The sequence below is a fragment of the Flavobacterium davisii genome, from assembly GCF_042182265.1.
Taxonomy (GTDB): domain Bacteria; phylum Bacteroidota; class Bacteroidia; order Flavobacteriales; family Flavobacteriaceae; genus Flavobacterium; species Flavobacterium davisii.
In genome coordinates this window covers 1,751,879-1,766,536 of sequence record NZ_CP097869.1, presented here as the reverse complement: position 1 = coordinate 1,766,536, position 14,658 = coordinate 1,751,879, and the positions used below count along the sequence as shown (strand labels likewise).

8 protein-coding genes are annotated in these 14,658 nt (G+C 33.7%); 2 read left to right on the top strand and 6 right to left on the bottom strand.

The window, feature by feature from the left end; genetic code table 11:
• The first annotated feature begins 117 nt into the window (after positions 1–117).
• Positions 118–2,967: an aminomethyl-transferring glycine dehydrogenase gene (gene gcvP / locus NAB20_RS07330; protein ID WP_105195471.1), complete on the top strand. Its 2,850-nt coding sequence runs from the start codon at positions 118–120 to the stop codon at positions 2,965–2,967.
• 3,347 nt (positions 2,968–6,314) lie between these two features.
• Here gcvP and NAB20_RS07325 read toward each other — a convergent pair.
• The 3 genes from NAB20_RS07325 to NAB20_RS07315 all read right to left on the bottom strand — a co-directional run bounded on the left by NAB20_RS07325 (position 6,315) and on the right by NAB20_RS07315 (position 11,055).
• Positions 6,315–7,217 carry a DUF5655 domain-containing protein gene (locus tag NAB20_RS07325; RefSeq protein ID WP_375604874.1) on the bottom strand — a complete coding sequence of 301 codons (903 nt, stop codon included), beginning with the start codon at positions 7,215–7,217 and terminating at the stop codon, positions 6,315–6,317.
• 137 nt (positions 7,218–7,354) lie between these two features.
• Positions 7,355–8,884, bottom strand: a complete 1,530-nt coding sequence (locus NAB20_RS07320) for a hypothetical protein (RefSeq protein WP_375604873.1) — start codon at positions 8,882–8,884, stop codon at positions 7,355–7,357.
• Positions 8,885–8,916: 32 nt separating this feature from the next.
• Positions 8,917–11,055, bottom strand: coding sequence for an N-6 DNA methylase (locus NAB20_RS07315; RefSeq protein ID WP_375604872.1), 2,139 nt, complete (start codon positions 11,053–11,055; stop codon positions 8,917–8,919).
• A gap of 806 nt (positions 11,056–11,861) precedes the next feature.
• Between NAB20_RS07315 and NAB20_RS07310 the strand changes: the two genes are divergently transcribed.
• Positions 11,862–12,920 (top strand): 3-oxoacyl-ACP synthase III family protein, encoded by a 1,059-nt coding sequence (locus tag NAB20_RS07310; RefSeq protein WP_105196189.1) that lies wholly within the window; start codon positions 11,862–11,864, stop codon positions 12,918–12,920.
• A gap of 321 nt (positions 12,921–13,241) precedes the next feature.
• Here NAB20_RS07310 and NAB20_RS07305 read toward each other — a convergent pair whose 3' ends face one another.
• From NAB20_RS07305 to NAB20_RS07295, 3 genes are all read right to left on the bottom strand, one after another.
• The gene (locus tag NAB20_RS07305) at positions 13,242–13,583 is read right to left on the bottom strand and encodes a hypothetical protein (RefSeq protein WP_127823686.1); all 342 of its coding nucleotides are present in this window, start codon (positions 13,581–13,583) and stop codon (positions 13,242–13,244) included.
• A 182-nt stretch (positions 13,584–13,765) separates the two neighbouring features.
• Entirely contained in the window at positions 13,766–14,038 is a 273-nt protein-coding gene (locus NAB20_RS07300; protein WP_375604871.1) for a hypothetical protein, read from the bottom strand.
• Positions 14,031–14,657 carry a hypothetical protein gene (locus NAB20_RS07295; RefSeq protein WP_375604870.1) on the bottom strand — a complete coding sequence of 209 codons (627 nt, stop codon included), beginning with the start codon at positions 14,655–14,657 and terminating at the stop codon, positions 14,031–14,033. The genes NAB20_RS07300 and NAB20_RS07295 overlap by 8 nt, the downstream gene beginning before the upstream one ends.
• Position 14,658 lies beyond the last annotated feature (1 nt).

Below are 14,658 nucleotides of genomic sequence, written 5' to 3'. Positions count from 1 at the left end.
AAGCGATTTAATGTATAAAAATATCACATAAAAATTAATTTCGTTAAACACCTCTAAATGTTAGTTAAATAGTAGTAATTTTGAGGCACTCAAAACAACACATTATTTTTTGATTGAATGAGAACAGATACATTTGCTTTAAGACACATTGGTCCAAGAGAAGAAGACCTTTCACACATGTTTAAAACGATTGGTGCAAAAAATATTGACCAATTATTGTACGAAACTTTTCCAGATGGAATTCGTTTAAAAGAAGACATAAAGCTTGACCCCGCAATGACGGAATATGAGTACTTGACTCATATAACACAGTTAGGTGCTAAAAATAAAGTTTTCAAATCATACATTGGCATGGGCTATCACCCCGCAATCGTTCCTCCTGTTATCCAACGAAACATTTTTGAAAACCCCGGATGGTACACTGCTTATACACCTTATCAGGCCGAAATTGCTCAAGGTAGATTAGAAGCTTTATTGAATTTCCAAACTATGGTTATCGAATTGACTGGAATGGAAATTGCCAATGCTTCTTTATTAGATGAAGGTACAGCTGCGGCTGAAGCAATGGCGTTACTTTTTGACGTTCGCACACGTGATCAAAAGAAAAACAATTCAAACAAGTTCTTCGTTTCTGAAGAAATATTACCTCAAACTTTATCTATATTACAAACTAGGGCCACCCCTATAGGTATAGAACTAGTGGTTGGTAATCATGACACTTTTACTTTTTCTTCCGACTTTTTTGGAGCAATCGTACAATACCCTGGTCAGTATGGTCAGGTATACGACTATTCACAATTTATAGCTAAAGCTACTGAAAATGAAATTAAGGTAGCTGTTTCTGCTGATATTTTATCGTTAGCCAAACTAACTTCTCCAGGTGAGTTAGGGGCTTCTGTGGTAGTGGGTACGACACAACGTTTTGGAATCCCTATGGGGTATGGTGGTCCTCACGCTGGATTTTTTGCTACAAAAGAGGAATACAAACGCTCTATGCCGGGTAGAATTATTGGTGTATCTATAGATGTAAACGGAAACCGTGCCCTTCGTATGGCATTGGGTACTCGTGAGCAACATATTAAACGTGAAAAAGCTACTTCAAATATCTGTACAGCTCAAGTACTACTTGCTGTTATGGCGGGTATGTATGCGGTTTACCACGGCCCTAAAGGGTTGCAATATATTGCGAACAAAGTGCACGCTTCGGCAGTAACGACTGCTAAAGCATTGGCTTCTTTGGATATTAATCAAGTAAATTCTTCTTTCTTTGATACCCTTTTGGTAAAAGCAGATGCCGAGAAGGTAAAAGAGATTGCAGAGAGAAACGAATTCAATTTCTTTTATCCGAATAAAGATTGTGTAAGTGTTTCTTTTAACGAAACAACGTCTATTGCTGATATTAACACCATTATTGCCATTTTTGCAGAAGCGGCTGGAAAATCAGCTATACATATTACGGAATTAGCTACTGAAACTCATATTCCTGCTAACTTAATTAGAACGTCTACTTTCTTAGAGCACGATGTATTTAACAATCATCACTCTGAAAGTCAGTTGATGCGTTATATCAAAAAATTAGAGCGCAAAGATTTATCGTTAAATCATTCTATGATTTCGTTAGGTTCTTGTACGATGAAATTGAATGCTGCTGCTGAAATGTTACCATTAAGCCAAAGCAACTGGAATAACATTCACCCATTTGCCCCTGCCGACCAAGTTCAAGGATATTTAACTATGCTTAAAAAATTAGAGGAACAGTTAAATGTTATCACAGGTTTTAAAGGCACGTCATTACAACCTAACTCTGGTGCTCAAGGAGAATATGCTGGATTAATGGCTATTCGTGCGTATCATGAATCACGTGGCGAAGGACACAGAAATGTGTGTTTAATTCCTTCTTCTGCTCACGGTACGAACCCAGCATCTGCTGCTATGGCGGGTATGAAAATTATTGTAACAAAAACCACACCTGAAGGTAACATTGATGTGGAGGATTTAAGAGCTAGGGCAATTGAACACGCTGCTAATTTGTCGTGTTTGATGGTTACGTATCCTTCGACACACGGGGTTTATGAATCAACGATTATTGAAATCACAAACCTAATTCACGAAAACGGCGGATTAGTATATATGGATGGTGCCAATATGAATGCGCAAGTAGGCTTAACAAACCCTGCTACTATTGGGGCGGATGTATGTCACTTAAACTTACACAAAACATTTGCTATCCCTCACGGTGGCGGTGGTCCTGGTGTAGGGCCAATTTGTGTTAACGAAAAATTAGTTGACTTTTTACCTACTAATCCTGTGGTAGCTACTGGTGGTAAACATGCTATTTCGGCTATATCGGCTGCGCCTTATGGTTCGGCTTTAGTATGTTTAATCTCTTACGGTTACATCACGATGTTAGGTGCAGAAGGCTTAAAAGAGGCTACGCAACACGCTATCTTAAATGCGAACTATATGAAAGCACGCTTAGAAGAACATTACCCAGTATTATACTCTGGGGAAATGGGACGTGCTGCACACGAAATGATTTTAGATTGTCGCGCTTTCAAACAACAAGGTATTGAAGTAGGTGATATAGCTAAACGTTTAATGGATTATGGTTTTCACGCGCCTACTGTATCTTTTCCGGTGGCGGGTACTTTGATGGTCGAACCAACCGAATCGGAAGATTTAGCAGAATTGGATCGTTTTTGTGATGCTTTAATCGCAATCCGAAAAGAAATTGCTGAAGCTACGGCAGAAGATTCTAACAACCCATTGAAAAACGCCCCGCATACATTGGCTATGTTAACGGCTGATACTTGGGAATTACCTTACTCTAGAGAAAAAGCGGCTTATCCGCTAGAATATATTGCAGATAATAAATTCTGGCCTTCTGTTCGTCGTGTAGATGATGCGTATGGCGACAGAAACTTGGTGTGTTCTTGTGCGCCTATTGAGGCGTATATGGAAAGTTAGTTTGCTGAACTTGCTAAAAATCGTTTAACCGATATAAACAAAAATGTCCTACATAATATGTGGGACATTTTTTATTTGTGTTATTTTATAAAAATTTTTCTTTTAAACCCTGATTACGTGTTAGAGATTAAAAAACATACAGATTAGGCAAGAGGCTATAGGCAATAGGCAATAGTGAAGAGGCAATAGTGAAGAGGCAATAGTAAAGGGGTAATAAATGACAAAATTGTGAACTTTTAAGACAGCCCTAATTTAATAAAAAAGTACGTTTTTTAGATTTAGAGTTCTTCTTTGTTTGGAATAAATTTCTACCGCATAATTTGGGTTAAACTTCATGGGCGAGATGAAAAGACAAAAAAAGGAAGGATTTTTTTTGTGGATAGGGAGCAAAAGCCGTAATCTAGTCGTCATTTGGCTCTTTGCCCCAAGGGAAACGTTTCATTATTAGTATATGATACCATTTAAACTTAAATAAAAAGTAATGTTCTCGATACGTTTTTTTCATTTTAAAAACAACTCGAACAGCGGGTTGAGTCTATAATTGAAATCACCGCTAGTTTGAGCGCGAAGCCAATGTCATTAAGTTAAGGAAATTTAATTCAACAATCACTTTGTTATATTGATGATTTTAAAGAGATTATGTGATTTATCCTTACGTCGAAATGACAAGATTATGAAAATTTTCTTGAATAAATCACCGTTCTGTTTGTCACTCCGACGCAAGGAGGAGTCGCTTAATCTAATTCAATTTTTGAGCCTGCTGTGTTGTTTACTTTATGTGATTTCTACTTACGTCGAAATGACAAGATTATGAAAATTTTCTTGAATAAATCACCCTTCTGTTTGTCACTCCGACGCAAGGAGGAGTCGCTTAATCTAATTCAATTTTTGAGCCTGCTGTGTTGTTTACTTTATGTGATTTCTCCTTATGTCGAAATGACAAGATTATGAAAATTTTCTTGAATAAATCACCCTTCTTTTGTCACTCCGACGCAAGGAGGAGTCGCTTAATCTAATTCAATTTTTGAGCCTGCTGTGTTGTTTACTTTATGTGATTTCTCCTTACGTCGGGATGAAACGAGAGGCTTAACTTAATGACATTGAGTGCGAAGCGCATCGAGAACCAACATTCATTTTTGTTGTTTTTGTAGAGGTACTATTTTTAAACCCAGATTACGCATTAGACCCGAGCGTAGCGAATAGACGAAGTAATATCATTTAAGGTTCAAATTTACTGTAATAATATCGTGTAATATCTCTTGATTCGTATATTCTGTAGTGAGTTTTGGTTTAGGTAATTTCAAAACTAAAATGGTATAATTAGAACCTCAGAGGCTATAATTATAATCAAAAAGGGATTAATTATAATCTAAAATGGATTAATTAGAATCTCAGAAGGTATAATTATAATCTAAAAGGGATTAATTAGAACCTCAGAAGGTATAATTAGAACCTAAAAGGGATTAATTATAATCTAAAAGGGATTAATTAGAATCTCAGAAGGTATAATTATAATCTAAAAGGGATTAATTAGAACCTAAAAGGGATTAATTATAATCTAAAAGGGATTAATTAGAACCTCAGAAGGTATAATTATAATCTCAGAAGGTATAATTAGAACCTAAAAGGGATTAATTATAATCTAAAAGGGATTAATTAGAACCTCAGAAGGTATAATTAGAATCTAAAAGAATCTAAAACAGTCTAATAATCTGTTTAAAATGAGTGGTTATATGAAAAAAGCTCAGACATTCAATCTGAGCCTTTATTTTTTGACTTACACATTTTATGGGATAGTTTCTTTTTTTAATTTTTTATCTGTCTAGCTAAATTCGTTTCACTTTGTTGAATATTTGATTTCAGCTTCTCTTAGATATTTCATTACTGACAAACGAACGCGAAAGGATTCGCGCACGAGCGGTGATTTCTCCTTATGTCGAAATGACAAGATTATGAAAATTTTCTTGAATAAATCACCCTTCTGTTTGTCACTCCGACGCAAGGAGGAGTCGCTTAATCTAATTCAATTTTTGAGCCTGCTGTGTTGTTTACTTTATGTGATTTCTCCTTATGTCGAAATGACAAGATTATGAAAATTTTCTTGAATAAATCACCCTTCTGTTTGTCACTCCGACGCAAGGAGGAGTCGCTTAATCTAATTCAATTTTTGAGCCTGCTGTGTTGTTTCCTTTATGTGATTTCTCCTTATGTCGAAATGACAAGATTATGAAAATTTTCTTGAATAAATCACCCTTCTGTTTGTCACTCCGACGCAAGGAGGAGTCGCTTAATCTAATTCAATTTTTGAGCCTGCTGTGTTGTTTACTTTATGTGATTTCTCCTTACGTCTAAATGACAAGATTATGAAAATTTTCTTGAATAAATCACCCTTCTGTTTGTCACTCCGACGCAAGGAGGAGTCGCTTAATCTAATTCATTTTTTGAGCGTGCTGTGTTGTTTACTTTATGTGATTTCTCCTTACGTCGAAATGACAAGATTATGAAAATTTTCTTGAATAAATCACCGTTCTGTTTGTCACTCCGACGCAAGGAGGAGTCGCATTATCTAATTCAATTTTTGAGCCTGCTGTGTTGTTTACTTTATGTGATTTCTCCTTATGTCGAAATGACAAGATTATGAAAATTTTCTTGAATAAATCACCCTTCTGTTTGTCACTCCGACGCAAGGAGGAGTCGCTTAATCTAATTCAATTTTTGAGCCTGCTGTGTTGTTTACTTTATGTGATTTCTCCTTCCGTCGGGATGAAACGAGAGGCTTAACTTAATGACATTGAGTGCGAAGCGCATCGAGAACGAACACTTATTTTTGTTGTTTTTGTAGAGGTACTATTTTTCAACCCAGATTACGCATTAGACCCGAGCGTAGCGAATAGACGAAGTAAATCTATTCTACTTTATTTTTCTTCCAATTCAAGCAGGTACTCCATTTTTAATCATCAAAATAGTTCATTATTTCTTCTTCTAAAATTTTCCGTGAGCACTTGAATTTATTGAGAAATTTTGTTTCACAACGAAGTCTAATGCGGAATCTGGGTTTAAAAAGAAAATTCTAAGTTTACATGGTATGATTTCGCTCCTATTTTGTAAATGATAAGATTGTCCACTTTTACTCCTGCCCTAATGCCATAAAAAAAGAACCTTTTATTAGATATAAGGTTCTTCTTTATTTGTACTAAATTTTTATTTTATTTTCCTTCCAATTCAAGCACGTACTCCCATTTTACTTTTTAAAATAGTTGACTATTTCATTTTCTAAAATTCTCTGTGAATACTTGATTTTATTCGATTTTTTTGTTTCATAACAAAGTCTAATACGGAATCTGGCTTTAAATTACTTGTTTTATTAAACTCATTATATACTCTAAGTCGGAAGTGTCGGTAACGGTTAATTCATAATCACCATTGCCCCAATGGCCTGTTTCTGAAACATCTTTTGCTAATCCTTTTGCATCTTCTAATTGTCCTTTTTTAAGATTGATAAAAAACTTCAATCCTTTTTTAAGAACAACTACATCGGTTATGTTTTTATCTTTTTTAAAGGCGATATATAGTTTTTTGGGAGCCACTTCTATTTCATCGGCAAGGTTTAAGATGGCGTTTTTATAGGTTTCATATAATTCTATAACCTCATCTGAAGCATTGCCCAAATGGTCTTCTTCGGTATACACTTTAATTTCGGCTGTAACGGATTTTATTTTTTCGTTTTGTTGGGTAACAGGTTTGATGCTTTCGGCTGATCTTGTTTTTTTAATAGGGTTAATGCTGATAATATCGTTCTGAAAACGTTTTATTTCCCATAGCTCGATTGCTATGTCTTTAAAATTTGTGGCCAATCGTTGATTTTCGGTAAAACTGGGCGATACAAAAACTACGCGTGTTTGTGACCATTCTACTTTGCTACTATGTAAGTTTTTGTTTAACGTTTCATTATAGGTCAGTACAAAATCTGCTTTGTTTTCGAGCATCAAGCTTAAATAGGTAAAGCCTTGATCGACTACGCTTGCATTTTTATCGCGTTTGTATTCGATAATGATGAATGATTCTGCTTGTGGGTCGTAAGCTAGGGTATCAATCCGTTTGCCTTTTATAGTAAATTCGCTTTTGACAAACTCTAAACCTGTTAGTAAGGTTAGGTTTTCTTCAAAAAGATGTTGAATATCTCGTTCTAATTTAAAAGGGTTTTCTTTTAGTTGGGTTAGTTTGGTTTTATTAAGGTTGTAAAGATTCATTTTTTATTTGTTTTTGTTATTTAGATTCCTTTGTTGTTACGTAGCAATAGTGTCATTACTTTGTCTTGCCTTCTCGCATGACTGTGTGTTTAGTCATTGCAAGACAGAAAGCCTTTATGATTGCTTCTTGCATTGGTTTAAATTGTATTGGTATTGATAAACGCCATCGCTACCTCTTCATTTTCTTCAATGGCTATTTCTACGGCTTTTTTTGCTATTTCTAGTAGTTGCTCACTTTGTTTTTTGAGATTTTGAGATTCCTGTATTTTTTTTGTTATATTTTTTTTTGTGTCTTCTGAAATAAATGGAATGGGTAAATTTAATACATCCTCATCTTTAATAACAGGATATGAAGTGCCAACATTAAATTTCAAAAGCCAATCTTTATATGTACTAGTTCTCAAAAGTACTTTCAATACTTCGTTTGAAAATTTTGTGTTTTCTTTTTCTCTCAAGACTGTAAATGCTCCACTAACAATTAAATCATCTATTTCAAAATCTATAATCGTAACTGCTCCTCGATATGGTCGAACATTAGAAATCAAAATATCACCCTTTTTGACAATGGTTTTTGCATTTGCTGGCAAGTCTTCTGATAAAATATAATTGAACGAACATAATCCATCTCCAACATTTACATCTCCAATCTCAATATAATTATATCCTAACTTATCTTTTTTAGCTATAGTTTTTATGAGCTCAAATTCATTTTTAATATAAGAATATCCTTTTTTGTTTTTAGTCACTAATTCTTCATATTGTTCATACTTCTTTTGGTAATACTCGGCATCTAACCTGCCTGTAATGCCAAAACTTTCCTTAAAAGATTTCACATTTACATTGGGTTCGATTCCCGTCTTCGCTACCATAGAAGTTGTCATTTTATCAGGATTGGAAGCTATGCCCTTCATGTTTACATTATGAGCGCCGGATTGTGGTTCCAAAGGTTCCTCGTGACCGCAGGATTCATAACCCTTAGCCTCATCAAAACCAATTTCTTGTAATAATAGGGTTTCGGCTTGGGTGTAGAGTTCTATTGATTTTCTTAATTTACCTGATGCTAAAACAAAATTATCTCTAATTTTATTTTGAAATAGCATCCCTAATAAAGGAATTTTTATTTGTTTTACTTCTTCAGGATTGACATTGGTCTGATTAATAGATTGTCTTGAACGCCTTTTTACATCCCATACTCCAATTTTTGAATTTAGAAATGCAGATAAATATTCGGGTAAAATTTTATTTTGATTAGGAATAAATCTAACTAAGTATGAAGCAAATATAAAGTCTCTATCATCTTGTTTGTAATAAATCCCCGTTCTTCCTACCCATTCATAAGAATTTGTTCTATTAAATAACACATCACCATTATTTAATTTGAAAGTTTCCAATTCGGAAGATGTAATATCTGCATATTTGTTAACTTCAAAATCACAAAGCATATTATGAATTTCATTCATCCTATAGATTGGATAACCTTTGTTATCTTCATTCATTGACAATGAAATCCCATATTGCGCATTAATCAAACAATTTCCGATTAAATCATATTTTAATTTGGGGTTCAGTTTTGGTTCTTTTGTCCAAAAGTCTGTATCAACTCTAAAATCTTTGTTATTAAAAACTTCACTAAAATTTACTTCTTTAGTCTCAAGCCGTTCCAACAATTCCAAATATCTGGTTTGGTTGAAACGGCTAGTTACTTTCCCACAAAAGACAGTTTTTCTTTTTTAGCAAATTCTATAAAAGCTTCGGCTATACCGTCTTGGGTTCGTTCGTCGTGGTTAAATAAATCGTGTTTAACTATTAGGTGCCCGTGTGAGTCTAATAAAAATTCTTCTAGATTTTGTGGTAATTCATTGTAATGATCAACAGGTTCGGCTACTTCATTAACTGTTGTATTGTTACTTGTTTTTGTATTAGGGAAATCTTTTTTCTTTACAAATATTTTTTCGCCACTGTTGTCTTTACTGGGTTCTTGCATGGTAGCAAAAAAAATAGGGTAATCTTCTACTTTTGGGCATAAGGTATCGTCCCATTTTTGTATAAACAATACGGAGGTTTTGGTGCCTGTATGGGGTTTAAACACGTTGCCATGCAAGCCTACTACCGCTAAAATTCGGCATCGTTCGGCTATAAAATCACGTATGTGTTTGTCGCTACTGTTATTAAAACGCCCTTGTGGTAATACGACGGCCATTCGTCCGCCTGGCTTAAGGAAGTCTAGGTTTCTTTCAATAAATAAAATGTCTCTACCTACGGCATTTTGATATTTCCCTGTGGGTTTTTTGCCTAATTCGTATTTAGATATGATACGAGTTTCTTTTATATCGCCGGCAAAGGGTGGGTTGGCCATCAAGACATCAAACTGAAAATCGTGGCAGTTGTATATTTGTTTTTCTTTTACATATATTTTGCCGTTTTTTTCTTCTTCAAAAGTTTCGGTTTTTACTTTATTGTCTTTTAATAGTTTTCTTAAATTTTTCCAACCATTGCCATATACTTCATCCCAATTTTTATCATTGTAATAATCGTCCCAACGTTCAAAATCTAGCGTGTTTAGGTGCAAAACATTGGTTTGTCCATCGCCTGCAATTAGATTTAAGGTTCTCGAAACGCGAACGGCTTTTTCGTCAAAGTCAATTGCAAATACGTTGTTTCGAACATAATCTTTTTGTTCGGGTAGTTTTTCTTCGGCTGTAAATAAATGACTTTTATTGAGTCCTCGTTCTTTGAGTTGTTTTTCCCATACGTGAAAAATGGCGTGTACAGGAAAACCACAACTACCCGCAGCGGTATCTATAACGGTTTCTTCTGCCTTGGGGTCTAGCATTTTTACACACATATCAATGACATATCGGGGTGTAAAATACTGGCCTTTTTCGCCTTTACTACTTTTGTTTATTAAATATTCAAAGGCTTCATCAACGACATCTAAGTTGGAATTAAACAATTTGATGCTTTCTAATGAAGAGACACAAATAGCCAAATGTGAGGGGGTTAAACTAATTTTAGAGCTTTCAGAAAAAACACCTTCCCATTTTGCTTTTGCTTTTTCAAACAAGGTTTGAATTTTGTTTTTGAGTTCGGTTTCGGTTTCTCCGTAGTTTCTAAATTCTAGTGTTCTGGTTTTATTTCGGGTACTTTCTAACTCGTCGTATAACTTGGTAAAAATTAATTGAAAGAGTTCTTCAAAAACATCTACTCCGGCATTTGCTAGTACTTCGTCCTCCATTTCCAGAATTAAATCTTTTAATGATTTACGCTCGTTTACTAATTTGTCTTTTTCAATTAAGTCGTCAATCGTCCATCGTTCGGTTAATACATCGGTTAATTTTTGGGATGCGTTGGGAATTTCAGGGATGTCTTTAAAATAATTGGGGTCTCTTCTGTTATAAAATGATATACTATCGCCATTGCTCCAAATTCCTATAGGGGCACCTGTAGCATTACAATAGGATTTTAGTTGTTCTTTACCGTCTTTGAGTTTTGGTTTTTTGAGTTCAACCATTATGTATATGGACGTTGAGTTTTGCTTATCAAAAATAACGATATCGGCTCTCTTTTTTTCACGACCAAAACTAACGGCGTATTCTAGTTCCATTCTTTCAAACGGATAGTCGTAATCTTGATTTAAAACCAAAAGATATAATTGTCTAACTACTTCCTCGGGGGTTAATTTTATTTTTTTGTTTCTAACCAAACAATCAATATAGGGAATGGCAGTTCCTTTTTTGTCTTTTTCGAGATAGATTGAATTTTCTAGTTTTGAAATTTTATCTTGTGAAAATTGGGTTAGTTTGTAATTGGTATCTTTAAGTATATCAGTTAGTTTCATTATTTAAGGTGTAGACGGTATTTTTTTTCAAAACTAACTATAAAAAACTACTATTACAATTACCGCATGATAGTTTTTAGTATCTTATTGTATTTGGATACAAAAAAGAGTGCCATTGCTGACTCGCTCATTTGCCTATGGTAAGGTTGCCTTGTGCGCTTTAACTCCTGTTATAAAAGCAGCTACTTCGGTGAGTTTTTTGTTAATTCGCGTTGGGTTTAATTCTTTTTAGGGAGAAGGTAATGGTGAAGAGGCAAGAGGCAATAGGCAATAGGCAAGAGTGAAAAGTGAAGGGTGAAGAGTGAAGGGTGAAGAGTGAAGAGTGAAGAGTGAAGAGGCAATAGGCAATAGGCAAGAGGCAAGAGTGAAAGGTGAAGAGTGAAGAGGCAATAGGCAATAGGCAATAGGCAATGGTGAAGAGTGAAGAGTGAAGGGTGATTTATTTACTATAAAAATTTATTCGGTGATCTTCCTCAAAAAATCATTTTTTAATGGTTATGGGACCGCTTGGGGTCTTGTTTCAAATTTTAAAAATTACTTGTTTTTTTTGGCTACTTCTTTTTTTTCTTTTATTTTTTAAAAAGAGGCTTTATGATATCTCCATTTTTCAAAAAACTGGCTCTCTCATTTTGTTAATTTATTAGATGCTATTTTTAAATAAAAGGATTTATTTAAACTATTCATACAAAAACATAATTTAAAAGCTATTTATTTACATACTTTACAAAAAGAGGATATAAGTAAAATTTACCTCGTATTGAACGATTTGTTTCGCTAAATTAGTCGTTTTCAAAACCCAATACAAAATGAATATTAAGATAACTGGTACAGGAAGCTATATCCCTACTGAAATTGTAAGCAATCTGGATTTTGCTAAACATGTTTTTTTAAATGACGATGGCACGCCTTTTCCTCTACCTAACGAAACCATTGCAGAAAAATTTCATGACATTACTGGAATTGAAGAACGCAGGTACGTTACAAATAATTTATTAACTTCTGACATTGGCACCATAGCGGCTAAACGGGCTATAGAAGATGCTACTATAGATCCCGAGACGTTGGATTATATTATATTTGCTCATAATTTTGGCAATGTAAAAGAGGGTGCAATACAAACTGATATTTTGCCTAGTTTGGCAACTCGTGTAAAACATAATTTACGTATTAAAAATCCTAAATGTGTAGCTTATGACATGCTTTTTGGTTGTCCTGGCTGGATAGAAGGTGTCATTCAAGCAAAAGCATTTATTCAAGCAGGAATGGCCAAAAAATGTTTGGTTATTGGGGCTGAAACTTTATCGCGCGTTGTTGATTTACATGATCGGGATAGCATGATTTATTCGGATGGTGCTGGTGCTACCATTATTGAATCATCAAAAGATGAGGGGGGTATTTTAGCGCATGAATCGGCAAGCTTTACTTACGATGAGGCGTATTATTTATTTTTTGGCAATTCTTTTAATAAAGAGCACGATCCGAATGTTCGTTACATTAAAATGCACGGACGAAAAATTTATGAATTTGCCTTAAACAATGTGCCAAAGGCCATGAAAGAATGTTTGGATAAAAGTGGTCTAGCTATTAATGAGGTAAAGAAAATATTAATTCATCAAGCTAATGAAAAAATGGATGAAGCGATCATTCATCGTTTTTATAAATTATACAAACAAACGCCTCCAGTAGACATTATGCCTATGAGTATTCATAAATTAGGTAATTCTAGCGTCGCAACTGTCCCTACCCTATTTAATCTAATTATTAAAGGAGCAATCAAAAATCAAGAGATTAATAAGGGTGATGTCATTATTTTTGCATCGGTAGGCGCTGGAATGAACATTAATGCTATCGTATATAAGTATTAATTCATTTTTGGCTTGGATTATCCGCTAAAATTTTATTCCAAATAAAAAAGCTTGGCTTCTAAAAAATACTTTTTTTTGTAGTCATTTAAACCCTAATTCGCATTAGACCCGAGCGTAGCGAATAGACGAAGTAAATCTATTCCACTTTATTTTTCTTCTAATTCAGGCATGTACTCTAATTTTATTGATCAAGATAATGGGCTATTTCATCTTCTAAAATTTTTCGTGAGCACTTGAATTTATTGAAATTTTTTGTTTTACAACGAAGTCTAATGCGGAATCTGGGTTAAGGATATTATCAATTGGGTTGCCTTTTTTGTATTATTGTTTTAATCTAATAATTACACTGTAGACTTTTCCTGCTATTAAACCAGCTTCTGCTACAGGTTTTGAATTGAGAGCTAATTTTATGGTTTGTCGTATGTTTTTATCGGAATTCTTAACATCTAACACGATTAATTCATTATCCGAATTCACTGTAAAAAGCACATAAGCGGTGCTTTCCTTTTCTACTTCAATATCTTTTAATGCGTTTTTTGTTACTTCTATTATCACTTTTGTCGCTCTTGGCAAATCTTCATCTACTTTACTTGATTTCGCCATTATTAATTCCGAACTTAATAAAATCGAAACAATTACTAATACATTGATTAATTTTTTCATGATTTCTTTTTCTATTTGTTTATAAGACAAAATTAGGAGAACAAATCACACAAAAAACAGATTTACAAAAACTTAACCTATATTTAATGCCTTCATTTCTTGACATGTAGCAGACCCAATAGGTTTTCTTTTTTTGAAATATTGATCATTAAACCCAGATTACGTATTAGAAAAAATAAATTTTACAGCTTATTGAAATATGGGGCCACAAATGGCCCTGTTGCGTTACCGTGACTATCTACGTTATATATTTGTCCGTTTCCGCCTATAATCACCGTATTACTCCCTCCTGGTATGGTTATTTGTTCTCCATTGGCTCCGCCTACAATAATATCGCCATTGGGGTTTATGGTGATTGTGGTAATTAAAAAGGTAACCTCTTTTTTATTCAAATTTTCCTGAGCCATTAATAAATGACTCAGGAAAATGAAAAGTATAATGAGGTGTTTATTCATCTAAATATTTGGAAAGAGTAGATTTGTTTTCTTCAATAATTTTTGACAGCTTATAAAGATTTAAAGTACCATCTGCATCTCTTACCAATGGCTTGAGTTTGTTTATTTCAGGGTATTTAGGATTATTATCTTTTATTTCAAATTGAGAAAAGGCTTTTTCCTTTAATAAAAAAATTACTTTTAAATGCTCTATAATTTTACTTGTTTCGATATATTCTTTCCATACATTTGATTCTTTTTTGGAAATGAATATTTGGTTTTTGGAAATGGATTTATGTTGAATACTTCTAAATTTAATAAAACAATATATTTCTTGATTATATTCAAGACTGATTTTAGAGAATACAGAAATTTTATTTACAATACTGTCCTTGTTAATGGATAATAAATTATCAAATTTTTGAGTCAATAATCCCTCTGGTGAATTCAAATAATCAACCTTTACATAAAGTGAGTCAGTTACATTAGAAGAATTTATTAAATAGTCATAATACGAAGCTTCTGAAAATTGGAATGTACCAATTGAATTAGTCTTAATTCCTTTTAATTCTCGCAAATTATTTTGAGAATAGTTAAGTAGAGTAAAATTCAGAATCGCTATAAATATTATTTTTTTCATT